This is a genomic window from Pseudomonas sp. H1_D05 (assembly GCF_054682705.1).
In genome coordinates this window covers 1,140,193-1,164,504 of sequence record NZ_CP162825.1, presented here as the reverse complement: position 1 = coordinate 1,164,504, position 24,312 = coordinate 1,140,193, and the positions used below count along the sequence as shown (strand labels likewise).

At 54.8% G+C, this 24,312-nt stretch carries 34 protein-coding genes; all 34 read left to right on the top strand.

Annotated elements, in window-relative coordinates:
* Window position 1 precedes the first annotated feature (1 nt).
* The 34 genes from rpoC to AB4O11_RS05195 all read left to right on the top strand — a co-directional run bounded on the left by rpoC (window position 2) and on the right by AB4O11_RS05195 (window position 24,288).
* A complete protein-coding gene (gene rpoC / locus AB4O11_RS05360) occupies window positions 2–4,201 on the top strand; it encodes a DNA-directed RNA polymerase subunit beta' (RefSeq protein ID WP_034156498.1) in 4,200 nt (1,399 codons plus the stop codon).
* Between the two features lie 216 nt (window positions 4,202–4,417).
* Window positions 4,418–4,789 (top strand): 30S ribosomal protein S12, encoded by a 372-nt coding sequence (gene rpsL, locus AB4O11_RS05355; RefSeq protein WP_003186084.1) that lies wholly within the window; start codon window positions 4,418–4,420, stop codon window positions 4,787–4,789.
* 107 nt (window positions 4,790–4,896) lie between these two features.
* A complete protein-coding gene (gene rpsG, locus AB4O11_RS05350) occupies window positions 4,897–5,370 on the top strand; it encodes a 30S ribosomal protein S7 (RefSeq protein ID WP_007916467.1) in 474 nt (157 codons plus the stop codon).
* 30 nt (window positions 5,371–5,400) lie between these two features.
* Window positions 5,401–7,506: an elongation factor G gene (fusA, locus tag AB4O11_RS05345; protein ID WP_016984188.1), complete on the top strand. Its 2,106-nt coding sequence runs from the start codon at window positions 5,401–5,403 to the stop codon at window positions 7,504–7,506.
* Window positions 7,507–7,537: 31 nt separating this feature from the next.
* Window positions 7,538–8,731, top strand: coding sequence for an elongation factor Tu (tuf, locus tag AB4O11_RS05340; protein WP_064361246.1), 1,194 nt, complete (start codon window positions 7,538–7,540; stop codon window positions 8,729–8,731).
* Between the two features lie 160 nt (window positions 8,732–8,891).
* On the top strand, window positions 8,892–9,203 hold the full coding sequence (rpsJ, locus tag AB4O11_RS05335; RefSeq protein WP_003186070.1) for a 30S ribosomal protein S10: 312 nt from the start codon (window positions 8,892–8,894) through the stop codon (window positions 9,201–9,203).
* A gap of 80 nt (window positions 9,204–9,283) precedes the next feature.
* On the top strand, window positions 9,284–9,919 hold the full coding sequence (gene rplC / locus AB4O11_RS05330; RefSeq protein WP_003228738.1) for a 50S ribosomal protein L3: 636 nt from the start codon (window positions 9,284–9,286) through the stop codon (window positions 9,917–9,919).
* A gap of 12 nt (window positions 9,920–9,931) precedes the next feature.
* Entirely contained in the window at window positions 9,932–10,534 is a 603-nt protein-coding gene (gene rplD / locus AB4O11_RS05325) for a 50S ribosomal protein L4 (RefSeq protein ID WP_007918468.1), read from the top strand.
* Window positions 10,531–10,830, top strand: coding sequence for a 50S ribosomal protein L23 (gene rplW / locus AB4O11_RS05320; protein ID WP_002555488.1), 300 nt, complete (start codon window positions 10,531–10,533; stop codon window positions 10,828–10,830). The genes rplD and rplW overlap by 4 nt, the downstream gene beginning before the upstream one ends.
* Window positions 10,831–10,844: 14 nt before the next feature.
* A complete protein-coding gene (gene rplB / locus AB4O11_RS05315; protein ID WP_003228734.1) occupies window positions 10,845–11,669 on the top strand; it encodes a 50S ribosomal protein L2 in 825 nt (274 codons plus the stop codon).
* A gap of 16 nt (window positions 11,670–11,685) precedes the next feature.
* A complete protein-coding gene (rpsS, locus tag AB4O11_RS05310) occupies window positions 11,686–11,961 on the top strand; it encodes a 30S ribosomal protein S19 (RefSeq protein ID WP_011336172.1) in 276 nt (91 codons plus the stop codon).
* 11 nt (window positions 11,962–11,972) lie between these two features.
* Window positions 11,973–12,305, top strand: coding sequence for a 50S ribosomal protein L22 (rplV, locus tag AB4O11_RS05305; RefSeq protein WP_003103908.1), 333 nt, complete (start codon window positions 11,973–11,975; stop codon window positions 12,303–12,305).
* Between the two features lie 13 nt (window positions 12,306–12,318).
* Window positions 12,319–13,005 carry a 30S ribosomal protein S3 gene (rpsC, locus tag AB4O11_RS05300; protein ID WP_003176422.1) on the top strand — a complete coding sequence of 229 codons (687 nt, stop codon included), beginning with the start codon at window positions 12,319–12,321 and terminating at the stop codon, window positions 13,003–13,005.
* A 12-nt stretch (window positions 13,006–13,017) separates the two neighbouring features.
* The gene (gene rplP / locus AB4O11_RS05295; protein WP_007896757.1) at window positions 13,018–13,431 is read left to right on the top strand and encodes a 50S ribosomal protein L16; all 414 of its coding nucleotides are present in this window, start codon (window positions 13,018–13,020) and stop codon (window positions 13,429–13,431) included.
* Entirely contained in the window at window positions 13,431–13,622 is a 192-nt protein-coding gene (gene rpmC / locus AB4O11_RS05290; RefSeq protein WP_002555481.1) for a 50S ribosomal protein L29, read from the top strand. Before rplP ends, rpmC begins: the two co-directional genes overlap by 1 nt.
* A 2-nt stretch (window positions 13,623–13,624) precedes the next feature.
* A complete protein-coding gene (gene rpsQ, locus AB4O11_RS05285) occupies window positions 13,625–13,891 on the top strand; it encodes a 30S ribosomal protein S17 (protein ID WP_003194644.1) in 267 nt (88 codons plus the stop codon).
* A gap of 23 nt (window positions 13,892–13,914) precedes the next feature.
* Window positions 13,915–14,283: a 50S ribosomal protein L14 gene (gene rplN / locus AB4O11_RS05280; RefSeq protein ID WP_002555479.1), complete on the top strand. Its 369-nt coding sequence runs from the start codon at window positions 13,915–13,917 to the stop codon at window positions 14,281–14,283.
* An 11-nt stretch (window positions 14,284–14,294) separates the two neighbouring features.
* On the top strand, window positions 14,295–14,609 hold the full coding sequence (rplX, locus tag AB4O11_RS05275) for a 50S ribosomal protein L24 (RefSeq protein WP_008081905.1): 315 nt from the start codon (window positions 14,295–14,297) through the stop codon (window positions 14,607–14,609).
* Window positions 14,610–14,629: 20 nt separating this feature from the next.
* Entirely contained in the window at window positions 14,630–15,169 is a 540-nt protein-coding gene (rplE, locus tag AB4O11_RS05270; protein WP_003176415.1) for a 50S ribosomal protein L5, read from the top strand.
* A gap of 13 nt (window positions 15,170–15,182) precedes the next feature.
* Entirely contained in the window at window positions 15,183–15,488 is a 306-nt protein-coding gene (gene rpsN / locus AB4O11_RS05265; protein WP_003228726.1) for a 30S ribosomal protein S14, read from the top strand.
* A gap of 209 nt (window positions 15,489–15,697) precedes the next feature.
* A complete protein-coding gene (rpsH, locus tag AB4O11_RS05260; RefSeq protein WP_007918458.1) occupies window positions 15,698–16,090 on the top strand; it encodes a 30S ribosomal protein S8 in 393 nt (130 codons plus the stop codon).
* Window positions 16,091–16,102: 12 nt separating this feature from the next.
* Window positions 16,103–16,636 carry a 50S ribosomal protein L6 gene (gene rplF / locus AB4O11_RS05255; RefSeq protein WP_003176412.1) on the top strand — a complete coding sequence of 178 codons (534 nt, stop codon included), beginning with the start codon at window positions 16,103–16,105 and terminating at the stop codon, window positions 16,634–16,636.
* A gap of 10 nt (window positions 16,637–16,646) precedes the next feature.
* Complete coding sequence (gene rplR, locus AB4O11_RS05250) at window positions 16,647–16,997, top strand: 50S ribosomal protein L18 (protein ID WP_003186037.1); 351 nt, start codon at window positions 16,647–16,649, stop codon at window positions 16,995–16,997.
* A gap of 3 nt (window positions 16,998–17,000) precedes the next feature.
* Window positions 17,001–17,501: a 30S ribosomal protein S5 gene (gene rpsE, locus AB4O11_RS05245; protein WP_003186035.1), complete on the top strand. Its 501-nt coding sequence runs from the start codon at window positions 17,001–17,003 to the stop codon at window positions 17,499–17,501.
* Window positions 17,502–17,503: 2 nt separating this feature from the next.
* Window positions 17,504–17,680 (top strand): 50S ribosomal protein L30, encoded by a 177-nt coding sequence (gene rpmD, locus AB4O11_RS05240; protein ID WP_003176408.1) that lies wholly within the window; start codon window positions 17,504–17,506, stop codon window positions 17,678–17,680.
* Between the two features lie 3 nt (window positions 17,681–17,683).
* The gene (rplO, locus tag AB4O11_RS05235; RefSeq protein WP_003228720.1) at window positions 17,684–18,121 is read left to right on the top strand and encodes a 50S ribosomal protein L15; all 438 of its coding nucleotides are present in this window, start codon (window positions 17,684–17,686) and stop codon (window positions 18,119–18,121) included.
* On the top strand, window positions 18,122–19,450 hold the full coding sequence (secY, locus tag AB4O11_RS05230; RefSeq protein WP_003228718.1) for a preprotein translocase subunit SecY: 1,329 nt from the start codon (window positions 18,122–18,124) through the stop codon (window positions 19,448–19,450).
* 27 nt (window positions 19,451–19,477) lie between these two features.
* Window positions 19,478–19,594 carry a 50S ribosomal protein L36 gene (gene rpmJ / locus AB4O11_RS05225; protein WP_002555468.1) on the top strand — a complete coding sequence of 39 codons (117 nt, stop codon included), beginning with the start codon at window positions 19,478–19,480 and terminating at the stop codon, window positions 19,592–19,594.
* A gap of 130 nt (window positions 19,595–19,724) precedes the next feature.
* Entirely contained in the window at window positions 19,725–20,081 is a 357-nt protein-coding gene (rpsM, locus tag AB4O11_RS05220; RefSeq protein ID WP_003186020.1) for a 30S ribosomal protein S13, read from the top strand.
* Between the two features lie 30 nt (window positions 20,082–20,111).
* Window positions 20,112–20,501 (top strand): 30S ribosomal protein S11, encoded by a 390-nt coding sequence (gene rpsK, locus AB4O11_RS05215; protein WP_002555466.1) that lies wholly within the window; start codon window positions 20,112–20,114, stop codon window positions 20,499–20,501.
* Between the two features lie 18 nt (window positions 20,502–20,519).
* Window positions 20,520–21,140 (top strand): 30S ribosomal protein S4, encoded by a 621-nt coding sequence (gene rpsD, locus AB4O11_RS05210; RefSeq protein WP_003176404.1) that lies wholly within the window; start codon window positions 20,520–20,522, stop codon window positions 21,138–21,140.
* Window positions 21,141–21,162: 22 nt separating this feature from the next.
* Window positions 21,163–22,164, top strand: a complete 1,002-nt coding sequence (locus AB4O11_RS05205) for a DNA-directed RNA polymerase subunit alpha (RefSeq protein ID WP_003186012.1) — start codon at window positions 21,163–21,165, stop codon at window positions 22,162–22,164.
* Window positions 22,165–22,206: 42 nt separating this feature from the next.
* Window positions 22,207–22,593: a 50S ribosomal protein L17 gene (gene rplQ, locus AB4O11_RS05200; protein ID WP_003176402.1), complete on the top strand. Its 387-nt coding sequence runs from the start codon at window positions 22,207–22,209 to the stop codon at window positions 22,591–22,593.
* A gap of 240 nt (window positions 22,594–22,833) precedes the next feature.
* Window positions 22,834–24,288 (top strand): catalase, encoded by a 1,455-nt coding sequence (locus AB4O11_RS05195; RefSeq protein ID WP_460130308.1) that lies wholly within the window; start codon window positions 22,834–22,836, stop codon window positions 24,286–24,288.
* Window positions 24,289–24,312 lie beyond the last annotated feature (24 nt).

Sequence of the window (24,312 nt, the reverse complement as noted above, 5' to 3'; positions counted from 1 at the left end):
CTTGAAAGACCTACTGAATTTGCTGAAAAACCAGGGTCAAGTCGAAGAGTTCGACGCCATCCGTATCGGATTGGCCTCGCCTGAGATGATCCGCTCATGGTCGTTCGGTGAAGTTAAAAAGCCGGAAACCATCAACTACCGTACGTTCAAACCTGAGCGTGACGGCCTGTTCTGCGCCAAGATCTTTGGCCCGGTAAAGGATTACGAGTGCCTGTGCGGTAAGTACAAGCGCTTGAAGCACCGTGGTGTGATCTGCGAGAAGTGCGGCGTTGAAGTTGCGCTGGCCAAGGTTCGTCGTGAGCGCATGGCGCACATCGAACTGGCTTCGCCGGTTGCCCACATCTGGTTCCTGAAATCGCTGCCGTCCCGTATCGGCTTGCTGATGGACATGACCCTGCGTGATATCGAACGCGTTCTCTACTTCGAGAGCTATGTCGTTATCGATCCAGGCATGACCACTCTTGAAAAAGGTCAGCTGCTGAACGACGAGCAGTACTTTGAAGCGCTGGAAGAGTTCGGTGATGACTTCGACGCCCGCATGGGTGCTGAAGCTGTCCGTGAACTGTTGCACGCTATCGACCTGGAACACGAGATTGGCCGTCTGCGTGAAGAAATTCCGCAAACCAACTCCGAAACCAAGATCAAGAAGCTGTCCAAGCGTCTGAAGTTGATGGAAGCCTTCCAGGGTTCCGGCAACCTGCCAGAGTGGATGGTGCTGACCGTTCTGCCGGTTCTGCCGCCAGATCTGCGTCCGCTGGTCCCGCTGGATGGCGGTCGCTTCGCGACTTCCGACCTCAACGATCTGTATCGTCGAGTGATCAACCGTAACAACCGTTTGAAGCGCCTGCTGGATCTGTCCGCTCCGGACATCATCGTGCGCAACGAAAAGCGTATGTTGCAGGAAGCTGTCGATGCTCTGCTCGACAACGGTCGTCGTGGCCGCGCTATCACCGGTTCGAACAAGCGTCCTCTGAAATCCCTGGCTGACATGATCAAGGGTAAGCAAGGTCGTTTCCGTCAGAACTTGCTCGGTAAGCGTGTTGACTACTCCGGTCGTTCGGTAATTACCGTAGGCCCGACCCTGCGTCTGCACCAGTGCGGTCTGCCGAAGAAGATGGCTCTCGAGCTGTTCAAACCGTTCATTTTCGGCAAGCTGGAAATGCGTGGTCTCGCGACCACCATCAAAGCAGCCAAGAAAATGGTCGAGCGCGAGCTGCCAGAGGTTTGGGACGTTCTCGCTGAAGTGATTCGTGAACACCCGGTTCTTCTCAACCGTGCACCGACCCTTCACCGTCTGGGTATCCAGGCGTTTGAACCGGTACTGATCGAAGGTAAGGCTATCCAGCTGCACCCGCTGGTCTGCGCCGCGTACAACGCCGACTTCGACGGCGACCAAATGGCCGTGCACGTACCGCTGACGCTGGAAGCCCAGCTCGAAGCGCGTGCGTTGATGATGTCGACCAACAACATTCTGTCGCCAGCCAACGGTGAGCCAATCATCGTTCCGTCGCAGGACGTTGTATTGGGTCTGTACTACATGACTCGTGAAGCGATCAACGCCAAAGGCGAAGGTCGTGTATTTGCGGATCTGCAGGAAGTTGACCGTGTGTTCCGTGCCGGTGAAGCCGCACTGCACGCCAAGGTTAAGGTTCGTATTAACGAAACTGTCAACGACCGTGACGGCAACAGCGTAAGCGGCACCCGTATCGTCGACACCACTGTCGGCCGTGCGCTGCTGTTCCAGGTTGTGCCAAAAGGTCTGTCGTACGACGTCGTCAACCTGCCGATGAAGAAAAAGGCGATCTCCAAACTGATCAACCAGTGCTACCGCGTGGTTGGTCTGAAAGAGACCGTGATCTTCGCTGACCAGTTGATGTACACCGGTTTCGCTTATTCGACCATCTCCGGCGTTTCCATCGGTGTTAACGACTTCGTTATCCCTGACGAGAAAGCCCGCATCATCGGTGCTGCCACCGACGAAGTGAAAGAGATCGAGAGCCAGTACGCCTCCGGCCTGGTAACCCAGGGCGAGAAGTACAACAAAGTGATCGACCTTTGGTCGAAAGCGAACGACGAAGTTTCCAAGGCAATGATGGCCAACCTCTCGAAAGAGAAGGTTATCGACCGTCACGGCGTTGAAGTCGATCAAGAGTCTTTCAACTCGATGTACATGATGGCCGACTCGGGTGCGCGGGGTTCCGCAGCACAGATTCGTCAGCTGGCCGGTATGCGTGGTCTGATGGCCAAGCCGGACGGTTCCATCATCGAAACGCCGATTACTGCGAACTTCCGTGAAGGTTTGAGCGTACTTCAGTACTTCATCTCCACTCACGGTGCTCGTAAAGGTCTGGCGGATACCGCGTTGAAAACTGCGAACTCCGGTTACCTGACTCGTCGTCTGGTAGACGTGGCGCAGGATCTGGTTGTAACCGAGATCGATTGCGGCACCGAGCACGGTCTGCTGATGACTCCGCACATTGAAGGCGGTGACGTTGTAGAGCCGTTGGGTGAGCGCGTATTGGGTCGTGTTATTGCCCGTGACGTATTCAAGCCAGGTACCGAGGACGTTATCGTTCCTGCCGGCACTCTGGTAGACGAGAAGTGGGTTGAGTTCATCGAGCTGAACAGCATCGACGAAGTGATCGTGCGTTCGCCGATCAGCTGCGAAACCCGCTATGGCATTTGCGCCAAGTGCTACGGCCGTGATCTGGCTCGTGGTCACCAGGTGAACATCGGTGAAGCGGTCGGCGTTATCGCTGCCCAGTCCATCGGTGAGCCGGGTACCCAGCTGACGATGCGTACGTTCCACATCGGTGGTGCGGCTAGCCGTACTTCCGCAGCTGACAGCGTTCAGGTGAAGAATGGCGGTACCGTCCGTCTGCACAACCTGAAGCATGTTGAGCGAGTGGATGGTCACCTGGTTGCTGTGTCCCGTTCCGGTGAGCTGGCGATCGCTGATGACTTCGGTCGTGAGCGTGAGCGTTACAAGCTGCCGTACGGTGCTGTGATTTCGGTTAAAGAAGGTGACAAGGTCGACGCTGGCGCAATCGTGGCCAAGTGGGATCCGCACACTCACCCGATCGTTACCGAAATGAAAGGTACCGTGACCTACGTGGGCATGGAAGAAGGCATCACGATCAAGCGTCAGACTGACGAATTGACCGGTATGACCAACATTGAAGTACTCGACGCGAAAGATCGTCCAGCTGCGGGCAAAGAAATCCGTCCAGCAGTGAAGATGGTCGACGACAACGGCAAGGATCTGTTGCTGCCAGGCACTGACGTTATCGCTCAGTACTTCCTGCCAGCCAACGCCCTGGTCGGTGTGGCTGACGGTGCGAAGATTGCGATCGGTGATGTTATCGCTCGTATCCCGCAAGAAACTTCGAAGACCCGTGACATCACCGGTGGTCTGCCGCGTGTTGCCGACTTGTTCGAAGCTCGTCGTCCGAAAGAAGCGTCGATTCTGGCTGAAGTCAGCGGCACCATCGCGTTCGGTAAAGAAACCAAAGGCAAGCGCCGTCTGGTTATTACCCCGAACGACGGTAGCGATCCGTACGAGGAGCTGATTCCGAAGTGGCGTCACCTGAACGTGTTCGAAGGCGAACAGGTAAACCGCGGCGAAGTTATCTCCGACGGCCCAAGCGATCCGCACGACATCCTGCGTCTGCTGGGTGTAAGCGCGCTGGCCAAGTACATCGTTAACGAGATCCAGGACGTTTACCGTCTCCAAGGCGTGAAGATCAACGATAAGCACATCGAGACCATCCTGCGTCAGATGCTGCGTAAAGTTGAAATCGCTGAATCCGGCGATTCGAGTTTCATCAAGGGCGACCAGATGGAACTGACTCACGTACTGGTAGAAAACGAGCGTTTGGGCGGCGAAGACAAGTTCGTCTCCAAGTACACTCGCGTTCTGTTGGGTATCACCAAGGCGTCGTTGTCCACCGAATCGTTCATCTCGGCAGCTTCCTTCCAGGAAACTACCCGTGTACTGACCGAAGCGGCAGTCACCGGCAAGCGCGATTACCTGCGCGGCCTGAAAGAAAACGTAGTCGTGGGTCGTCTGATCCCGGCCGGTACCGGTCTGGCATATCACAGCGAGCGCAAGCGTCGCCGTGATGCTGACAAGCCGTTGCGCGTAAGCGCCAGTGAAGTGGAAGCTGCACTGACCGAAGCGCTGAACTCGAGCGGTAACTGAGTTCTGCGGTAAATGAGCGTATGGCCCTGATCGCTCCGTTCATCGAATCGAGACATTTTGTCGAGGTTCGAAGGGCGGGGAGGTCGGGGCCTTGCCTTGACTGGGGACAAGATCCTCTTTAGACTCTTGATCCCCTAAATTTGGCGGGAATTCGTTCCTGCCATTTTGCTTTTCTTGCAAGACAATAGCGTCGCAAGACAACAGTGGAGCTAGTAGATGGCAACTATCAACCAGCTGGTACGTCAGCCGCGTAAGCGTATCGTCGAGAAATCCGACGTACCTGCGCTGCAGAACTGCCCGCAACGTCGTGGCGTGTGCACCCGTGTGTACACCACCACGCCGAAAAAACCTAACTCGGCACTGCGTAAAGTATGCCGTGTGCGCCTGACCAACGGTTTCGAGGTTTCCTCGTACATCGGTGGTGAAGGTCACAACCTGCAAGAGCACAGCGTGGTACTGATCCGCGGCGGTCGTGTAAAAGACTTGCCAGGTGTTCGTTACCACACCGTTCGCGGCTCCTTGGATACTTCCGGCGTTAAAGGCCGTAACCAGGGTCGTTCGAAGTACGGTACCAAGCGTCCGAAGTAATCGGCCGTTTTGCAGATTTTCATTTTATTGAGTCGATAAGAGTAAGGTCGGGCACGCATCCATTGGATCTGTCCCGAGCTAACCTGAAGACCGCTTGAGGGCTTATCATGCCAAGACGTCGCGTAGCAGCAAAGCGTGAGATTCTGGACGATCCGAAATACGGAAGCCAGATCCTCGCCAAATTCATGAACCACGTTATGGAAAGCGGCAAGAAAGCCGTTGCCGAACGTATCGTTTATGGTGCCCTGGAAACCGTTGCGACCCGTAAGGCTGGCACCGATCCCCTGGAACTCTTCGAAAAAGCACTCGACGCCATCGCTCCGCTGGTCGAAGTGAAGTCGCGCCGCGTTGGTGGTGCTACTTACCAGGTTCCGGTCGAGGTTCGTCCTTCCCGTCGTAACGCTCTGGCAATGCGCTGGTTGGTAGACTTCGCCCGTAAGCGTGGCGAGAAGTCTATGGCTCTGCGTTTGGCTGGCGAACTGCTGGATGCTGCTGAAGGTAAAGGTGCTGCTGTTAAGAAGCGTGAAGACGTGCACCGTATGGCTGAAGCCAACAAAGCTTTCTCGCACTACCGCTTCTAATTTTAGCTTCACTAATTTTGCGAGGGCTTTATGGCTCGTACTACTCCGATTAGCCGCTACCGTAACATCGGTATCGTCGCTCACGTGGATGCTGGTAAAACCACCACCACCGAGCGCGTCCTTTTTTACACCGGCAAAAGTCACAAAATGGGCGAGGTGCATGATGGCGCCGCGACCACAGACTGGATGGTGCAGGAGCAGGAGCGTGGTATTACCATTACTTCTGCTGCCATCACCGCTTTCTGGAAAGGTTCCGAAAAGCAGTACAAGGACGAGCACCGCTTCAACGTGATCGATACCCCGGGCCACGTTGACTTCACTATTGAAGTTGAACGTTCCCTGCGCGTACTCGACGGCGCTGTCGTTGTGTTCTGCGGTACTTCGGGTGTTGAGCCTCAGTCGGAAACCGTATGGCGTCAAGCCAACAAATACGGCGTTCCACGTCTTGTTTACGTAAACAAGATGGACCGTGCTGGTGCCAACTTCCTGCGCGTGATCGGTCAGATCAAGCAGCGTCTGGGTCACACTCCGGTGCCGATCCAGTTGGCCATCGGTTCCGAAGACAACTTCCAGGGTCAGATCGATCTGATCAACATGCAAGCTGTCTACTGGAACGACTCTGACAAAGGTATGGTCCCTGTTCGCAAGGACATTCCTGCTGAGCTCCAAGAGCTGGCTGAAGAGTGGCGCAACAACATGGTTGAAGCTGCTGCTGAAGCCAACGAAGAGCTGATGAACAAGTACCTGGAAGGCGAAGAGCTGTCGATCGAAGAGATCAAGGCTGCTTTGCGTCAGCGTACTATCGCCGGCGAAATCGTTCTGGCTGTTTGCGGTTCTTCCTTCAAGAACAAGGGTGTTCCCCTGGTTCTCGACGCCGTTATCGACTTCCTGCCTGCACCGACCGACATCCCTGCGATTAAGGGTACTGACCCTGATAACGAGGAAATCGAGCTGGAGCGTCATGCAGACGATGCGGAGCCGTTCTCGGCTCTGGCGTTCAAGATCGCTACCGACCCATTCGTGGGTACCTTGACCTTCGTCCGTGTTTACTCGGGCGTGTTGAACTCCGGCGACGGCGTGATCAACTCGGTTAAAGGTAAAAAAGAGCGCGTGGGTCGTATGGTGCAAATGCACGCAAACGCCCGTGAAGAGATCAAGGAAGTACGCGCTGGTGACATCGCGGCCCTGATCGGCATGAAGGACGTCACCACTGGTGAGACCCTCTGCAACGCTGACAAGCCAATCATCCTGGTTCGCATGGACTTCCCGGAGCCGGTTATTTCGGTTGCCGTAGAGCCTAAGACCAAGGATGACCAGGAAAAAATGGGTATCGCTCTGGGCAAACTTGCTCAGGAAGACCCGTCTTTCCGCGTTAAAACTGATGAAGAGACTGGTCAGACGATCATCTCCGGCATGGGCGAGCTGCACCTGGACATCCTGGTTGACCGGATGCGCCGTGAGTTCAACGTCGAAGCCAACATCGGCAAGCCTCAGGTTTCGTATCGTGAGCGCATCACGAAGAACTGTGAAATCGAAGGCAAGTTCGTTCGTCAGTCCGGCGGTCGTGGTCAGTTCGGCCACTGCTGGATCCGTTTTGCTCCTGCTGACGAAGGTCAGGAAGGTCTGCAATTCGTGAACGAAGTTGTAGGTGGTGTGGTTCCTAAGGAATACATCCCGGCTATCCAGAAGGGTATCGAAGAGCAGATGAAGAACGGCGTTGTTGCCGGCTATCCGCTGATCGGCCTGAAGGCTACCGTGTTCGATGGTTCTTACCACGACGTCGACTCCAACGAGATGGCGTTTAAAGTGGCTGCCTCCATGGCGACCAAGCAACTGGCCCAGAAGGGCGGTGGTGAGTTGCTTGAGCCGATCATGGCTGTAGAGGTTGTTACGCCTGAAGACTATATGGGTGATGTGATGGGCGACCTTAACCGTCGTCGCGGCATGATCCAGGGTATGGAAGACACAGTGTCCGGCAAGGTTATCCGCGCCGAAGTTCCACTGGGTGAGATGTTCGGTTATGCGACCGACGTTCGTTCCATGTCCCAGGGTCGCGCAAGCTACTCTATGGAATTCAAAAAATACGATACGGCTCCGTCGCACATCGTCGAATCCGTAACCAAAAAACAAGGCTGATTCAGCCCCTTTAGGCTAGGAGTTAATTGTCGTGGCTAAAGAAAAATTTGATCGTTCCCTACCGCACGTCAACGTTGGCACCATCGGTCACGTTGACCACGGTAAAACCACTCTGACTGCTGCTCTGACTCGCGTTTGCTCCGAAGTTTTCGGTTCCGCAATCGTTGACTTCGACAAGATCGACAGCGCGCCAGAAGAAAAAGCTCGCGGTATCACCATCAACACCGCACACGTTGAGTACAACTCGAAGATCCGTCACTACGCTCACGTTGACTGCCCAGGTCACGCTGACTATGTGAAGAACATGATCACCGGTGCTGCTCAAATGGACGGCGCTATTCTGGTTTGCTCGGCCGCTGATGGTCCGATGCCGCAAACCCGTGAGCACATCCTGCTGTCCCGTCAGGTAGGCGTTCCGTACATCGTGGTTTTCCTGAACAAGGCTGACCTGGTAGACGACGCAGAGCTGCTGGAACTGGTTGAGATGGAAGTTCGTGACCTGCTGTCCACCTACGACTTCCCGGGCGATGACACTCCAATCATCATCGGTTCGGCTCGTATGGCTCTGGAAGGCAAAGACGACAACGAGATGGGCACCACTGCCGTCAAGAAACTGGTTGAGACTCTGGATGCTTACATCCCAGAACCAGTTCGTATGATCGACAAGCCATTCCTGATGCCAATCGAAGACGTATTCTCGATCTCGGGTCGCGGTACTGTTGTGACTGGTCGTATCGAGCGCGGTATCGTTCGCGTTCAGGATCCGCTGGAAATCGTTGGTCTGCGTGATACCACCGTTACTACTTGCACCGGTGTTGAAATGTTCCGCAAGCTGCTCGACGAAGGTCGTGCTGGCGAGAACTGCGGCGTTCTGCTGCGTGGTACCAAGCGTGACGACGTTGAGCGTGGTCAGGTTCTGGTTAAGCCGGGTTCGGTTAAGCCGCACACCAAGTTCACCGCAGAAGTTTACGTTCTGAGCAAGGAAGAAGGCGGTCGTCACACTCCGTTCTTCAAAGGCTACCGTCCACAGTTCTACTTCCGTACTACTGACGTGACTGGTAACTGCGAGCTGCCAGAAGGCGTTGAAATGGTAATGCCAGGTGACAACATTCAGATGACTGTTACCCTGATCAAAACCATCGCGATGGAAGACGGTCTGCGTTTCGCTATCCGTGAAGGCGGTCGTACCGTCGGCGCTGGCGTCGTAGCCAAAATCATCGAGTAATTCTCTTTTTTAGAGTTTGCTTGATGCTTTGAAAAAAAGCCCCCGCTCAGCGGGGGCTTTTTTATTGGGTTGACACCCATCTGGGGCGTCTATAGAATTGCGCCTCCTTTTAACGGGCGTATTGCGCTCGGTGGGAATAGCAGCCGGAGTCTGAAATCCAATGCAAAATCAGCAAATCCGTATCAGGTTGAAGGCTTTCGACCATCGCCTGATCGACCAATCAACCCAGGAAATCGTGGAAACCGCGAAACGTACTGGTGCTCAAGTGCGTGGTCCAATTCCACTGCCTACCCGTAAAGAGCGGTTCACCGTTCTGGTTTCTCCGCACGTCAACAAAGACGCGCGCGACCAGTACGAAATCCGCACTCATAAGCGCGTTCTGGACATTGTCCAGCCAACGGATAAAACCGTTGATGCTCTTATGAAGCTTGATCTTGCGGCCGGTGTGGAAGTGCAGATCAGCCTCGGCTAAGACTCGGTCTTAGTCGTGTAACGCTCTGAAATGGGCGGCCATAGCGGGTGAAAGCCCCGTACACTCATGAGGTTTACAACATGACTATTGGTGTAGTCGGTCGTAAATGCGGTATGACCCGTATTTTCACCGAAGAAGGTGTCTCCATTCCGGTCACGGTCATTGAGATCGAGCCGAATCGCGTCACCCAGTTCAAAACTGAAGAGACCGATGGCTATCGTGCAGTGCAAGTCACTGTCGGCGAGCGTCGTGCTTCGCGTGTAACAGCAGCTCAGGCTGGCCACTTCGCTAAAGCGAACGTTGCCGCTGGTCGCACTACCATGGAATTCCGTCTTGAAGAAGGCGAGTACCAGGCTGGCGATCTGATCAACGCTGAAATCTTCGCCGCTGGTCAACTGGTTGATGTAACCGGTCAGTCCAAGGGTAAAGGCTTCCAGGGTACGATCAAGCGTTGGAATTTCCGCGGGCAAGATAACACCCACGGTAACTCCGTATCCCACCGCGTCCCAGGCTCTATCGGCCAGTGCCAGACTCCTGGTCGTGTATTCAAGGGCAAAAAAATGTCCGGTCATATGGGCGCTGAGCGCGTGACCGTGCAGTCCCTGGAAGTAGTGCGCGTGGACGCTGAACGCAATCTGTTGTTGGTCAAGGGTGCTGTTCCTGGCGCTACTGGCGGCAACCTGGTTGTACGTCCAGCAGCCAAGGCTCGCGGTTAAGGGGAAGCTGACATGCAATTAAATGTAAATGACGCTCAAGCGATCGAAGTTTCCGAACTGACATTTGGCGGCGAATTCAACGAGACGCTGGTTCACCAAGCAGTCGTGGCCTACATGGCCGGCGGCCGTCAAGGTACCAAGCAGCAGAAGACCCGTTCCGACGTTCGTGGTGGCGGTAAGCGCCCATGGCGTCAGAAAGGTACTGGCCGTGCTCGTGCCGGTACTATCCGTAGCCCAATCTGGCGTGGCGGCGGTACCACTTTTGCAGCACGTCCACAGGATCACTCCCAGAAGCTGAACAAGAAGATGTATCGCGCAGCAATGCGTTCCATCCTTGCTGAGCTGGTGCGTACTGATCGTCTGGTCGTGGTTCAGGATTTCGCTGTTGAAACTCCGAAAACCAAAGATCTGCTGGGCAAGCTGAACAACATGAGCCTGACCGACGTTTTGATCGTGTCGGACGCTGTTGATCAGAACCTGTACCTGGCTGCTCGTAACCTGCCGCACGTAGATGTACGTGACGTTCAAGGTTCCGATCCAGTTAGTCTGATCGCATACGACAAGGTGTTGATCACCGTGTCGGCCGTGAAGAAATTCGAGGAGCTGCTGGGATGAACCAGGAACGCGTATTTAAAGTTCTGCTTGGCCCGCACGTTTCCGAGAAGGCTACGGTTCTGGCAGACAAGAAAGGCCAGTTCGTTTTCAAGGTTGCTACTGACGCAACCAAGCTGGAAATCAAGAAGGCCGTCGAAAGCCTGTTCAGCGTGAAAGTAGAGCGCGTCACTACCCTGAATGTTCTGGGTAAGAGCAAGCGCACTGCTCGCGGTCTGGGCAAGCGTAATGACTGGAAGAAGGCAGTTATCTCCCTTCAGCCAGGCCAAGATCTCGATTTCAGCAGCAGTGCTGAGTAAGGAAGGGGTGCATCATGGCAATCGTTAAATGCAAACCGACTTCCCCTGGCCGCCGTTTTGTGGTCAAGGTGGTCAACCAGGAGCTGCATAAAGGCGCTCCTCACGCACCGCTGCTCGAGAAAAAATCGAAGACTGGTGGTCGTAACAACAATGGCCGTATTACCACGCGTCACATCGGTGGTGGTCATAAGCAGCATTATCGTATGGTCGATTTCCGTCGCAACGACAAAGATGGCATCGTCGCCACTGTCGAGCGTATCGAATACGATCCAAACCGTACTGCTCACATCGCACTGCTCTGCTACGCAGACGGCGAGCGCCGCTACATCATCGCCCCTAAAGGCGTGAGTGCTGGCGACCAGCTGATCGCAGGCGCTCTGGCTCCAATCAAGCCAGGCAACGCTCTGCAACTGCGCAACATCCCAGTCGGTTCTACCGTACACGGCATCGAACTGAAGCCAGGTAAAGGCGCACAGATCGCTCGTTCCGCTGGTGCTTCGGCTCAGCTGATCGCTCGTGAAGGCGTTTACGTTACCCTGCGTCTGCGTTCCGGTGAAATGCGTAAAGTCCTGGCTGAATGCCGTGCGACCCTGGGCGAAGTCTCGAACTCCGAGCACAGCCTGCGTTCGTTGGGTAAAGCTGGTGCCAAGCGCTGGCGTGGCGTTCGCCCAACCGTTCGTGGTGTTGCCATGAACCCGGTTGACCACCCACATGGTGGTGGTGAAGGTCGTACCTCTGGTGGTCGTCATCCGGTATCGCCATGGGGCTTCCCGACTAAGGGCGCGAAGACTCGTGGTAATAAGCGTACCGACAAAATGATCGTCCGTCGTCGCAAGTAAATAGAGGGATACGACAGTGCCACGTTCTCTGAAAAAAGGTCCTTTTATTGATCTTCACCTACTGAAGAAGATCGAAGTGGCGGCGGAAAAGAACGATCGCAAACCAATTAAGACTTGGTCGCGTCGTTCGATGATCCTGCCACAAATGGTCGGTCTGACCATCGCAGTACACAACGGTCGTCAGCACGTCCCAGTTCTCGTTAACGAAGACATGGTCGGCCACAAACTGGGCGAGTTCGCCGGTACCCGCAACTATCGCGGGCACGTGGCTGACAAGAAAGCCAAGCGTTAAGGGGTTAGGAAATGGAAGTAGCCGCTAAGTTGTCGGGCGCTCGAATCTCCGCCCAGAAAGCCCGCTTGGTCGCCGACCAGATCCGCGGGAAGAAGGTGGGCGAAGCGCTCAACTTGTTGGCTTTCAGCAGTAAGAAAGCCGCCGAGATCATGAAGAAAGTGCTGGAGTCGGCCGTAGCCAACGCCGAGCATAACGAAGGCGCAGACGTTGATGACCTGAAGGTCAGCACCGTTTTCGTCAACGAAGGGCGTTCGCTGAAGCGCATCATGCCACGTGCCAAAGGCCGTGCTGATCGCATCGTCAAGCGGTCTTGCCATATCACTGTCAAGGTTGCTGACAAGTAACGGAGTCGAAGAGATGGGTCAGAAAGTACATCCCATTGGCATTCGCCTGGGAATCGTCAAGGAGCACACCTCCGTCTGGTACGCAGACGGACGGACTTATGCGGACTACTTGTTCGCAGATCTGAAAGTGCGTGAGTATCTCCAAGACAAACTAAAAAGCGCGTCCGTAAGCCGTATCGATATCCATCGTCCGGCCCAAACTGCACGTATCACCATCCACACCGCTCGTCCAGGTATCGTTATCGGGAAGAAAGGTGAAGATGTTGAGAAACTGCGTCAGGACCTGACCAAGCAAATGGGTGTGCCTGTGCACATCAATATCGAAGAGATCCGCAAGCCGGAGCTCGACGGTATGCTGGTTGCGCAGAGCGTAGCTCAGCAGCTGGAGCGTCGTGTAATGTTCCGTCGCGCTATGAAGCGCGCAGTACAGAACGCCATGCGCATTGGTGCCAAGGGCATCAAAATCCAAGTGAGCGGTCGTCTCGGCGGTGCTGAAATCGCACGTACTGAATGGTATCGCGAAGGTCGTGTGCCATTGCACACCCTGCGTGCCGACATCGACTATGCCAACTACGAAGCTCACACCACTTACGGTGTGATCGGTGTAAAGGTTTGGATCTTCAAAGGCGAAGTAATTGGTGGTCGCCAAGAAGAGCTGAAACCACAAGCACCAGCGCCTCGTAAAAAAGCTGCTAAGTAAGGGGTACGCCAAATGTTGCAACCTAAGCGTACGAAGTTCCGCAAGCAGATGACAGGCCACAACCGTGGTCTGGCTCAGCGCGGTAGCAAAGTCAGCTTCGGCGAGTTCGCGCTGAAGTCTGTAGCTCGTGGTCGTCTCACCGCTCGTCAGATCGAGTCAGCGCGTCGTGCTCTGACCCGTCACGTTAAACGTGGCGGCAAGATCTGGATCCGTGTATTCCCGGACAAGCCTATTTCCAAAAAGCCCCTCGAAGTTCGTATGGGTAAAGGTAAGGGTAGTGTGGAGTACTGGGTTGCCCAGATTCAGCCAGGCAAAGTCCTGTATGAAATCGAGGGTGTTTCTGAAGAGCTGGCGCGTGAGGCTTTTGCCCTGGCTGCTGCAAAGCTGCCGCTCGCCACCGCCTTTGTTAAACGGACGGTGATGTGATGAAAGCGAATGAACTTCGTGAAAAATCCGCACAGCAGCTGAACGAGCAACTGCTCGGCTTGCTGCGCGACCAGTTCAATCTGCGTATGCAGAAAGCAACTGGCCAGTTGGGGCAGTCTCATCTGCTCTCGCAAGTTAAACGTGACATCGCTCGCGTGAAGACTGTGCTCAACCAGCAGGCAGGTAAGTGATCATGGCTGAAGCCGAAAAAACTGTCCGTACGCTGACTGGCCGTGTTGTCAGCGACAAGATGGACAAAACCATCACCGTACTGATCGAGCGTCGCGTAAAGCACCCGATCTACGGTAAATACGTTAAGCGTTCGACTAAGCTGCACGCGCACGACGAAACCAACCAGTGCCACATCGGCGACAAAGTCACTATTCGTGAAACTCGTCCTATGGCCAAGACCAAGTCTTGGGCGCTGGTTGATGTTCTCGAACGCGCTGTGGAAGTCTAAGGACTAGGGGTCGGAGAAATTATATGATTCAGACTCAATCCATGCTCGATGTGGCCGATAACAGCGGCGCTCGCCGTGTTATGTGCATCAAGGTGCTGGGTGGCTCCCATCGTCGTTACGCTGGTATCGGTGACATCATCAAAGTTACCGTGAAGGAAGCAATTCCTCGCGGTAAAGTGAAAAAAGGCCAAGTGATGACTGCTGTTGTAGTCCGCACTCGTCACGGCGTACGTCGTGCTGATGGCTCCATTATCCGCTTTGATGGCAACGCTGCTGTTCTTCTGAACAACAAGCAAGAGCCGATCGGCACCCGTATCTTTGGGCCAGTGACCCGTGAACTTCGTACTGAGAAGTTCATGAAGATCGTCTCGCTCGCCCCAGAAGTGCTGTAAGGAGATCCGACATGCAAAAGATTCGTCGTGACGACGAGATCATCGTGATCGCCGGCAAAGACAAAGGTAAGCGCGGTAAGGTGCTCAAGGTTCTTGCTAATAACCGTCTGGTTATCAGCGGTCTGAACCTGGTAAAGCGTCATACCAAGCCTAACCCGATGTCGGGCGTGCAAGGCGGTATCGTCGAAAAAGAAGCTCCACTGGACGCTTCTAACGTCGCCATTTTCAACGGCGAAACCAACAAGGCTGACCGCGTTGGTTTCAAAGTAGAAGACGGCAAGAAAATTCGTGTCTTCAAGTCGACCCAAAAAGCGGTTGATGCTTGAACACTGCTAGGTAGAAGACCATGGCACGACTAAAAGAGATTTACTGGAAGGAAATCGCACCGAAGCTTAAGGAAGAACTTAAGCTTTCGAACGTGATGGAAGTTCCACGCGTTACAAAAATCACCCTGAACATGGGTCTGGGCGAAGCTGTTGGTGACAAAAAAGTCATCGAGCATGCTGTTGCTGACCTGGAAAAGATCACCGGCCAAAAAGTCGTTGTGACCTACGCTCGTAAATCCATCGCTGGCTTTAAAGTCCGTGAAGGATGGCCGATCGGCGTCAAGGTGACTCTGCGCCGTGAGCGTATGTACGAGTTCCTGGATCGTCTGTTGTCGATCTCCCTGCCTCGGGTTCGCGACTTCCGCGGCCTGAATGCCAAGTCCTTCGATGGTCGTGGCAACTACAGCATGGGCGTGAAAGAGCAGATCATTTTCCCGGAAATCGACTACGACAAGATCGATGCTCTCCGCGGTCTGGACATTACCCTGACCACCACTGCCAAGAACGATGATGAAGGCCGCGCTCTGCTGCGTGCTTTCAAATTCCCGTTCCGCAACTGATTGGAGTAGGAAAATGGCCAAGAAGAGCATGAAAAACCGTGAGCTGAAGCGTCAGCTCACCGTTGCCAAGTACGCCACCAAGCGTGCAGCGCTGAAAGCTATCATCGTTGATCTGAACGCAAGTCCAGAAGCGCGTTGGGAAGCTACCGTAGCTCTGCAGAAGCAACCACGTGACGCAAGCGCTTCGCGCATGCGTAACCGTTGCCGCCTGACTGGTCGTCCGCACGGCGTTTACCGCAAGTTCGGCCTTGGCCGTAACAAGCTGCGTGAAGCTGCAATGCGTGGTGACGTACCAGGTCTGGTTAAAGCCAGCTGGTAATTGCTGTCAAAGTCTCGATGTTCGGGTTCGCAAGAACCTGACCATCGGTGGCCTTGAATCTGAATCAAGCCCCTTTTGGGGCTTGATTCATTTCTGGGGTGTGTCTAGAATGACCGGCTCGCCTGAGCCCGTGTTTTTCATGCCCGGAAGTTCTCGGCGACAAGTAGTAGCCGCAAGGCTAATTTTTCTGTATTAGGAGCGTCTAGCCCATGAGTATGCAGGACCCGTTAGCGGACATGCTAACTCGAATCCGTAATGCCCAGATGGCTGAAAAGTCTGTCGTAAGCATGCCGTCTTCCACGCTGAAGGTGGCTGTAGCAAAAGTCCTGAAGGACGAAGGTTACATCGCGGATTTTCAGATCACCACCGACGCTAAGCCGTCGTTGTCCATCGAGCTGAAGTACTTCGAAGGCCGTCCGGTTATCGAAGAAGTGAAGCGCGTTAGTCGTCCAGGCCTGCGTCAGTACAAGTCCGTTGAAGATCTGCCGAAAGTTCGTGGCGGTCTTGGCGTGTCTATCGTCTCCACCAACAAAGGTGTGATGACGGATCGTGCTGCGCGCGCTGCCGGTGTCGGCGGCGAAGTTCTTTGCACTGTGTTCTAAGGGGGGATAAGCATGTCTCGCGTCGCTAAGAACCCCGTTAAGCTGCCAGCCGGTGTCGAAGTAAAATTCGCAGGCCAACAGCTTTCGGTGAAGGGTGCCAAGGGTACTCTTGAACTGAACATCCATTCGTCCGTTGAGATCGTTGAAGAAGCTGGTGAGCTGCGTTTCGCTGCTCGCAATGGCGATCAACAAACTCGCGCAATGGCCGGTACCACGCGTGCGTTGGTAAACAACATGGTCCAAGGCGTAAGCCAAGGCTTCGAGCGCAAGCTCCAGCTGGTCGGTGTTGGTTACAAGGCGCAAGCAAAAGGCACGGTTTTGAACCTGGCCCTTGGCTTCTCGCACCCAGTGGATTACGAACTGCCGGAAGGCATCACCGCTGAGACTCCTAGCCAGACCGATATCCTGATCAAGGGCATCGACAAGCAGCTGGTAGGTCAAGTGGCCGCTGAGATCCGCGACTTCCGTCCACCAGAGCCGTACAAAGGCAAAGGTGTGCGCTACGCGGACGAAGTCGTCCGTCGTAAAGAAGCCAAGAAGAAGTAGGGCATAGCAAATGACCGACAAAAAAGTTACTCGACTGCGTCGCGCTCGCAAAGCACGCCTGAAAATGCACGAACTCGAAGTCGTGCGTCTCTGCGTGTTCCGCTCGTCGCAGCACATCTACGCCCAGGTCATCTCGGCCGACGGCAACAAAGTCCTGGCAAGTGCCTCGACTTTGGATAAAGAACTGCGTGATGGCGCCACTGGCAACATCGACGCGGCCACAAAGGTTGGCCAGCTGGTCGCTACGCGTGCTAAGGCCGCTGGCGTCTCGCAAGTGGCTTTCGACCGCTCTGGCTTCAAGTACCACGGCCGCGTTAAAGCGCTGGCTGATGCTGCTCGTGAAGCTGGGCTGGAGTTCTAAGTTATGTCAAATAACGACCAAAAGCGCGACGAAGGCTACATTGAGAAGCTGGTTCAAGTTAACCGCGTAGCCAAAACCGTTAAAGGCGGCCGTATCTTCACTTTCACTGCGTTGACCGTGGTGGGTGATGGTAAAGGGCGTGTTGGCTTCGGCCGTGGCAAGTCGCGTGAAGTGCCTGCTGCGATCCAGAAGGCAATGGAAGCTGCTCGCCGCAACATGATCCAAGTTGATCTGAACGGCACCACTCTGCAGTACGCAATGAAGTCCGCTCACGGCGCTTCGAAGGTGTACATGCAGCCTGCTTCTGAAGGTACTGGTATCATCGCTGGCGGCGCTATGCGTGCTGTCCTCGAAGTTGCTGGCGTTCAGAACGTTCTGGCCAAGTGCTACGGCTCGACTAACCCGGTAAACGTGGTTCACGCCACTTTCAAAGGTTTGAAAGCTATGCAGTCTCCTGAATCCATTGCCGCCAAGCGTGGCAAAAGCGTCAAGGAGATCTTCTGATCATGGCTACCGTTAAAGTAACGCTGATCAAAAGCATGACCGGCCGCATCCCTAACCACAAACTGTGCGTTAAGGGTCTGGGTCTGCGTCGCATCGGTCACACTGTAGAAGTCCAGGATACTCCCGAGAATCGCGGGATGATCAACAAGGCTTACTACATGCTGCGTGTCGAGGGTTAATCGATGAAACTCAATGATCTGAGTCCAGCGCCGGGTTCCCGTCGCGAAAAGCATCGTCCGGGCCGTGGTATCGGTAGCGGTTTGGGTAAGACTGGTGGCCGTGGTCACAAAGGTCAGACCTCCCGTTCCGGTGGCACCATTGCTCCAGGCTTTGAAGGCGGTCAACAGCCGCTGCATCGTCGCCTGCCGAAGTTCGGTTTCGTTTCCCTGAAAGCCATGGACCGCGCAGAAGTGCGTCTGTCCGAGCTGGCTAAAGTGGAAGGCGACATCGTCACCGTGCAGTCCCTGAAAGATGCCAACGTGATCAACGTCAACGTACAGCGTGTGAAAATCATGCTGTCCGGTGAAGTGACTCGCGCTGTCACTATCGGCAAGGGAATCGGCGCCACCAAAGGTGCGCGTGCGGCTATCGAAGCAGCTGGCGGCAAGTTCGAGGAATAAATGGCTAAGCAAGGTGCTCTCTCTGCGCTCGGCAAAGGCGGTATGTCTGAACTCTGGGCTCGTCTGCGTTTTCTGTTCCTGGCGATTATCGTCTACCGAATAGGCGCACACATCCCGGTTCCAGGTATCAACCCGGACCGACTCGCAGACCTGTTTCGACAGAATGAGGGGACCATTCTTAGCTTGTTCAACATGTTCTCCGGCGGCGCGCTGGAACGGATGAGCATCTTTGCATTGGGGATCATGCCGTACATTTCGGCATCGATCATCATGCAACTGATGACCGCCGTCAGTCCGCAGCTGGAGCAGTTGAAGAAGGAAGGTGAAGCTGGCCGTCGCAAGATCAGCCAGTACACCCGCTACGGCACCGTCGTCCTCGCTCTCGTTCAGGCTATTGGCATGTCCATTGGTCTGGCGGGGCAGGGCGTTGCGTTCACTGGTGACTTTGGCTTCCATTTCGTCGCGGTATCCACTTTTGTGGCTGGTGCGATGTTCATGATGTGGCTGGGTGAGCAGATTACTGAGCGTGGTGTAGGTAACGGTATCTCGATGTTGATTTTTTCGGGTATCGTCGCCGGTCTTCCGAGAGCAATCGGGCAGTCTTTCGAGTCTGCGCGTCAGGGTGATATCAACATCTTCGCCTTGGTTGCCATCGGTTTGCTGGCAGTAGCGATTATCGGTTTCGTGGTGTTCATTGAGCGTGGTCAGCGTCGTATCGCTGTTCACTACGCCAAGCGTCAGCAGGGCCGCAAGGTTTTTGCTGCGCAGACTAGCCACCTGCCGTTGAAGGTGAACATGGCCGGTGTTATTCCGGCTATTTTCGCGAGCAGCATTTTGCTGTTCCCGGCTTCGTTGGGTGCCTGGTTCGGTCAGTCTGAAGGTATGGGCTGGTTGCAGGACATCTCGCAGTCGATCGCTCCTGGTCAGCCGTTGAATATTCTGCTGTTTAGTGCAGGGATTATTTTCTTCTGCTTCTTCTATACGGCGTTGATGTTCAATCCGAAAGACGTAGCGGAAAACCTGAAGAAGTCCGGTGCCTTTATTCCGGGCATCCGTCCAGGTGAGCAGTCGGCGCGCTACATTGATGGCGTTCTGACCCGCTTGACCATGTTCGGTGCTCTTTACATGACGGCCGTGTGTCTGTTGCCCCAGTTCCTGGTGGTTGCAGCAAACGTTCCGTTCTACCTTGGCGGGACCTCGTTGCTGATCGTGGTCGTGGTTGTGATGGACTTCATGTCCCAAGTACAATCGCACCTCGTTTCGCACCAGTACGAATCCCTGATGAAGAAAGCCAACCTGAAGGGTTACGGCAGCGGCATGTTGCGCTGAGTACCCATAAGGTTCGAGGAGTTGGTGATGAAAGTTCGTGCATCGGTGAAAAAGCTGTGCCGTAACTGCAAGATTATTCGCCGCGAAGGTGTTGTTCGAGTAATTTGCAGCGCGGAACCGCGTCACAAACAGCGCCAAGGCTGAGTGTGATTGTGCTTCAAGCCCGGTAGCTAGTGCGCTACCGGGTTGATTATTTGTTATTACAGCGATATTATCTCGCGCCCTATTTCTTGGCTTCCGGGGCGTAGGTAGCTGTCAATTGGAGTCCCACTGAATGGCCCGTATTGCAGGCGTTAACATTCCAGATAACAAGCATACTGTTATCTCGCTGACCTACATCTATGGTGTTGGTCGCACTACTGCGCAGAAGATCTGTGCAGTGACTGGGGTAAACCCAGCAGCAAAGATCAAAGATCTGAGCGACGAGCAAATTGAACAGCTGCGTGGCGAAGTGGCGAAGTTCACCACTGAAGGTGACCTGCGTCGCGAAATCAACATGAAAATCAAGCGCTTGATGGACCTCGGTTGCTATCGCGGTCTGCGTCATCGTCGTGGTCTGCCAGTACGCGGTCAGCGTACCAAGACCAACGCGCGTACCCGTAAAGGTCCGCGTAAGCCGATCCGCAAGTAATCGCCCCAGCGAATCGACAGGAATTTAATCATGGCAAAACCTGCTGCTCGTCCTCGTAAAAAAGTTAAAAAGACAGTGGTTGATGGCATCGCCCACATCCATGCATCTTTTAACAACACCATCGTGACCATTACCGACCGTCAAGGTAACGCTCTTTCCTGGGCTACCTCCGGTGGTTCGGGTTTCCGCGGTTCCCGCAAGTCCACGCCGTTTGCTGCTCAAGTAGCTGCTGAACGTGCTGGTCAAGCTGCGCTGGAATACGGCCTGAAAAACCTCGACGTTAACGTCAAGGGCCCAGGTCCAGGTCGTGAATCCGCAGTCCGCGCTTTGAACGGCTGTGGCTACAAGATCGCCAGCATCACCGACGTGACGCCAATCCCGCACAACGGGTGCCGTCCGCCGAAGAAGCGCCGCGTGTAATCCAGGAGATTGTAAAGAATGGCTCGTTACATTGGTCCAAAATGCAAACTCGCTCGTCGCGAAGGCACCGATCTCTTCCTGAAGAGCGGCGTGCGCGCGATCGAATCGAAGTGCAACATTGAAGCAGCACCTGGTATCCACGGCCAACGCCGCGGTCGCCAGTCCGATTACGGCACCCAACTGCGTGAAAAGCAGAAGGTCCGTCGTATCTACGGCGTTCTCGAGCGTCAGTTCAGCGGCTACTACAAAGAAGCTGCTGGCAAGAAAGGTGCAACCGGTGAAAACCTGCTGCAACTGCTCGAATGCCGTCTGGACAACGTTGTATACCGTATGGGCTTTGGTTCGACTCGTGCCGAATCCCGTCAGCTGGTATCGCACAAGTCGATCAGCGTTAACGGTCAGACCGTAAACGTTCCGTCGTATCAGGTTCGTGCTGGTGACGTGGTTGCAGTTCGCGAGAAAGCAAAAAACCAACTTCGCATTGTCCAAGCTCTCGATCTGTGTGCCCAACGTGGCCGCGTAGAATGGGTAGAAGTAGACACTGAGAAGAAGTCGGGCGTTTTCAAGAACGTTCCTGCTCGCAGTGATCTGTCCGCCGACATCAACGAAAGCCTGATTGTCGAGCTCTACTCCAAGTAAGGGCTAGAAAATAGGTGCATCCATGCAGATTTCGGTAAATGAGTTCCTGACACCCCGCCACATTGATGTGCAGGTTGTCAGTCCAACCCGCGCCAAGATCACTCTCGAGCCTCTCGAGCGTGGTTTTGGCCACACCCTGGGCAACGCGCTGCGACGCATCCTGTTGTCCTCAATGCCCGGCTGCGCAGTAGTCGAGGCCGAGATTGACGGTGTGCTCCACGAGTACAGCGCCATCGAAGGTGTACAGGAAGACGTAATTGAAATCCTGTTGAACCTTAAAGGTCTGGCCATCAAGCTGCACGGTCGTGACGAAGTTACGCTGACCTTGTCGAAGAAGGGTTCGGGGGTGGTTACCGCTGCCGATATTCAGCTGGATCATGATGTCGAGATCGTTAATCCCGATCACGTAATCGCTAACCTGGCGTCTAACGGCGCCCTGAACATGAAGCTCACCGTAGCTCGTGGTCGTGGTTATGAACCAGCCGACTCGCGTCAGAGCGATGAAGACGAAAGCCGCAGCATCGGTCGCTTGCAGCTTGACTCTTCGTTCAGCCCGGTTCGCCGTATCGCATACGTGGTGGAAAACGCCCGTGTCGAGCAGCGTACCAACCTGGACAAGCTGGTTATTGATCTGGAAACCAACGGTACCCTGGATCCTGAAGAGGCTATCCGCCGCGCTGCAACCATCCTGCAACAGCAGTTGGCTGCGTTCGTCGACCTCAAAGGTGACAGTGAGCCAGTGGTTGTCGAGCAGGAAGACGAGATCGATCCGATCCTGCTTCGCCCGGTTGACGATCTGGAACTGACTGTACGTTCGGCTAACTGCCTTAAGGCGGAAAACATCTACTACATCGGTGACCTGATTCAGCGTACCGAAGTAGAGCTGTTGAAGACTCCGAACCTGGGCAAGAAATCCTTGACTGAAATCAAGGACGTTCTGGCCTCCCGCGGTCTGTCCCTCGGCATGCGCCTCGACAACTGGCCGCCTGCAAGTCTTAAGAAGGACGACAAGGCGACTGCCTGATCGTCGTAATCACCGAACGTAGTGTTTGGTAAGGAATGAACCATGCGTCATCGTAAAAGTGGTCGTCACCTGAGCCGCACCAGCTCGCACCGCAAGGCCATGTTCCAAAACATGGCGGTGTCGCTGTTCGAGCACGAGCTGATCAAAACTACTCTGCCAAAAGCCAAAGAACTGCGTCGCGTTGCTGAGCCGCTGATCACTCTGGCCAAGACAGATAGCCTGGCTAACCGCCGTCTGGCTTTCGATCGTACTCGTTCGAAAGCTATCGTTGGTAAGCTCTTCAACGACCTGGGCAAGCGTTACGCTACCCGTGAGGGTGGCTACCTGCGCATCCTCAAGTGCGGTTTCCGCGCTGGCGACAACGCGCCTATGGCGTACGTCGAGTTGGTTGATCGTGCTACTGCCGGCGAAGCTGTATCCGCCGAGTAAGACGTCAGTCTGAAACAAAAAACCGGGCCTAGTGCCCGGTTTTTTGTGTCCGCAAGAAAATGCGCTGTTCATACAAGCTTCTGACATGTCTCTGTTGTCACTATGTGCCGGGAAACATAATTAGTAATTATCTATCGAAGCTTGCGAGTTAATGAATTTGTAGGTGTCACATGGATGATCGATACTTCCCAGCAAGCCGATTAGCCGGCAGTTTCAAGACTGACAGAGGAAGAAGACCGTATGAGCCAGATCAAAACGCTTACGACCGCCAGTGGCGCACCTGTCGCTGACAACCAGAATTCTCGCTCCGCTGGCCCACGTGGCCCGCTGCTGCTCGACGACTTTCACCTGATCGAGAAGCTCGCCCACTTCAACCGTGAAAACATTCCTGAACGTCGCGTTCATGCCAAAGGCTCGGGAGCTTACGGCACATTCACCGTTACCCGCGATATCACGGATTACACCAGCGCCAAGCTGTTTGAAGCTGTTGGCAAGCAAACCCCGACGTTCCTGCGTTTCTCGACGGTAGGCGGCGAACGGGGTTCTGCCGACACCGAGCGCGATCCACGGGGTTTCGCGTTGAAGTTCTACACCGAAGAAGGTAACTGGGACATCGTGGGTAACAACACGCCAGTGTTCTTCATTCGTGATCCCCTGAAATTCCCAGACTTCATTCACACCCAGAAACGCCTTCCGCAAAGCAACCTGAAAAGCGCGCAGATGATGTGGGACTTCTGGTCGCATTCGCCTGAAGCCCTGCACCAGGTCACCATTCTGTTCTCTGATCGCGGTATTCCTGACGGCTACCGTCACATGCACGGCTTCGGCAGCCACACTTACAGCCTGATTAGCGCCCAAGGCGAGCGTCACTGGGTGAAGTGGCACTATAAGACCAAACAAGGCATCAAGAATCTGGCGCCGGCCGATGCCGCACGGTTGGCGGGCACTGATCCAGACTACGCCCAGCGCGACCTGTTCGAAGCCATCGAGCGCGGTGACTTCCCGAAATGGCGCGTGTGCATTCAGATCATGACTGAGGCCCAGGCTGCGGCACACTATGAGAACCCTTTCGACGTCACCAAAACCTGGTCGCAGAAAGAATTTCCGCTGATCGAAGTGGGTGAACTGGAACTGAATCGCAACCCGCAAAACTACTTTGCTGAAGTCGAGCAAGCGGCGTTCGGCCCGAGCAATATGGTGCCGGGGGTTGGTCTGTCGCCAGATCGGATGCTGCAGGGGCGCGTATTTGCGTACGCTGATGCTCACCGCTACCGCGTGGGTACCAATCACCAGCAACTGCCGGTAAACGCGCCACGCAGCCCGGTTAACACATACCAGCGTGATGGCTCGATGGCATTCGGCAGTAACGGTGGTGCAGCACCTAACTACGAGCCGAACAGCTACACCGAAGCACCGAAACAAGCTCCGCGTTACGCAGAACCAGCGCTGGCCTTGAGCGGTGCTGCCGATCGCTACGATCACCGCGAAGATACCGATTACTACAGCCACGCCGGTGCGCTGTTCCGCCTGATGAGCGACGATCAGAGAGTATTGCTGGTCAGCAATATCGCCGGTGCCATGGCGGGCGTTTCCACTGATATCGTCGATCGCCAGTTGCAGCACTTCTACAAGGCCGATCCGGCGTATGGAGAAGCAATCGCAAAGCTGCTCAACGTACAGCTTAACGAAGTCTAAACGAGAAGCAGAACCGCCCTCATC

Bases quoted from the DNA above. Each gene is read 5' to 3' on its own strand.
- rpsL (WP_003186084.1), top strand. From the start codon at position 4,418: ATGGCAACTATCAACCAGCTGGTACGTCAGCCGCGTAAGCGTATCGTC.
- rpsG (WP_007916467.1), top strand. From the start codon at position 4,897: ATGCCAAGACGTCGCGTAGCAGCAAAGCGTGAGATTCTGGACGATCCG.
- fusA (WP_016984188.1), top strand. From the start codon at position 5,401: ATGGCTCGTACTACTCCGATTAGCCGCTACCGTAACATCGGTATCGTC.
- rpsJ (WP_003186070.1), top strand. From the start codon at position 8,892: ATGCAAAATCAGCAAATCCGTATCAGGTTGAAGGCTTTCGACCATCGC.
- rplC (WP_003228738.1), top strand. From the start codon at position 9,284: ATGACTATTGGTGTAGTCGGTCGTAAATGCGGTATGACCCGTATTTTC.
- rplD (WP_007918468.1), top strand. From the start codon at position 9,932: ATGCAATTAAATGTAAATGACGCTCAAGCGATCGAAGTTTCCGAACTG.
- rplW (WP_002555488.1), top strand. From the start codon at position 10,531: ATGAACCAGGAACGCGTATTTAAAGTTCTGCTTGGCCCGCACGTTTCC.
- rplB (WP_003228734.1), top strand. From the start codon at position 10,845: ATGGCAATCGTTAAATGCAAACCGACTTCCCCTGGCCGCCGTTTTGTG.
- rplV (WP_003103908.1), top strand. From the start codon at position 11,973: ATGGAAGTAGCCGCTAAGTTGTCGGGCGCTCGAATCTCCGCCCAGAAA.
- rpsC (WP_003176422.1), top strand. From the start codon at position 12,319: ATGGGTCAGAAAGTACATCCCATTGGCATTCGCCTGGGAATCGTCAAG.
- rplP (WP_007896757.1), top strand. From the start codon at position 13,018: ATGTTGCAACCTAAGCGTACGAAGTTCCGCAAGCAGATGACAGGCCAC.
- rpmC (WP_002555481.1), top strand. From the start codon at position 13,431: ATGAAAGCGAATGAACTTCGTGAAAAATCCGCACAGCAGCTGAACGAG.
- rpsQ (WP_003194644.1), top strand. From the start codon at position 13,625: ATGGCTGAAGCCGAAAAAACTGTCCGTACGCTGACTGGCCGTGTTGTC.
- rplN (WP_002555479.1), top strand. From the start codon at position 13,915: ATGATTCAGACTCAATCCATGCTCGATGTGGCCGATAACAGCGGCGCT.
- rplX (WP_008081905.1), top strand. From the start codon at position 14,295: ATGCAAAAGATTCGTCGTGACGACGAGATCATCGTGATCGCCGGCAAA.
- rplE (WP_003176415.1), top strand. From the start codon at position 14,630: ATGGCACGACTAAAAGAGATTTACTGGAAGGAAATCGCACCGAAGCTT.
- rpsN (WP_003228726.1), top strand. From the start codon at position 15,183: ATGGCCAAGAAGAGCATGAAAAACCGTGAGCTGAAGCGTCAGCTCACC.
- rpsH (WP_007918458.1), top strand. From the start codon at position 15,698: ATGAGTATGCAGGACCCGTTAGCGGACATGCTAACTCGAATCCGTAAT.
- rplF (WP_003176412.1), top strand. From the start codon at position 16,103: ATGTCTCGCGTCGCTAAGAACCCCGTTAAGCTGCCAGCCGGTGTCGAA.
- rplR (WP_003186037.1), top strand. From the start codon at position 16,647: ATGACCGACAAAAAAGTTACTCGACTGCGTCGCGCTCGCAAAGCACGC.
- rpsE (WP_003186035.1), top strand. From the start codon at position 17,001: ATGTCAAATAACGACCAAAAGCGCGACGAAGGCTACATTGAGAAGCTG.
- rpmD (WP_003176408.1), top strand. From the start codon at position 17,504: ATGGCTACCGTTAAAGTAACGCTGATCAAAAGCATGACCGGCCGCATC.
- rplO (WP_003228720.1), top strand. From the start codon at position 17,684: ATGAAACTCAATGATCTGAGTCCAGCGCCGGGTTCCCGTCGCGAAAAG.
- secY (WP_003228718.1), top strand. From the start codon at position 18,122: ATGGCTAAGCAAGGTGCTCTCTCTGCGCTCGGCAAAGGCGGTATGTCT.
- rpmJ (WP_002555468.1), top strand. From the start codon at position 19,478: ATGAAAGTTCGTGCATCGGTGAAAAAGCTGTGCCGTAACTGCAAGATT.
- rpsM (WP_003186020.1), top strand. From the start codon at position 19,725: ATGGCCCGTATTGCAGGCGTTAACATTCCAGATAACAAGCATACTGTT.
- rpsK (WP_002555466.1), top strand. From the start codon at position 20,112: ATGGCAAAACCTGCTGCTCGTCCTCGTAAAAAAGTTAAAAAGACAGTG.
- rpsD (WP_003176404.1), top strand. From the start codon at position 20,520: ATGGCTCGTTACATTGGTCCAAAATGCAAACTCGCTCGTCGCGAAGGC.
- AB4O11_RS05205 (WP_003186012.1), top strand. From the start codon at position 21,163: ATGCAGATTTCGGTAAATGAGTTCCTGACACCCCGCCACATTGATGTG.
- rplQ (WP_003176402.1), top strand. From the start codon at position 22,207: ATGCGTCATCGTAAAAGTGGTCGTCACCTGAGCCGCACCAGCTCGCAC.
- AB4O11_RS05195 (WP_460130308.1), top strand. From the start codon at position 22,834: ATGAGCCAGATCAAAACGCTTACGACCGCCAGTGGCGCACCTGTCGCT.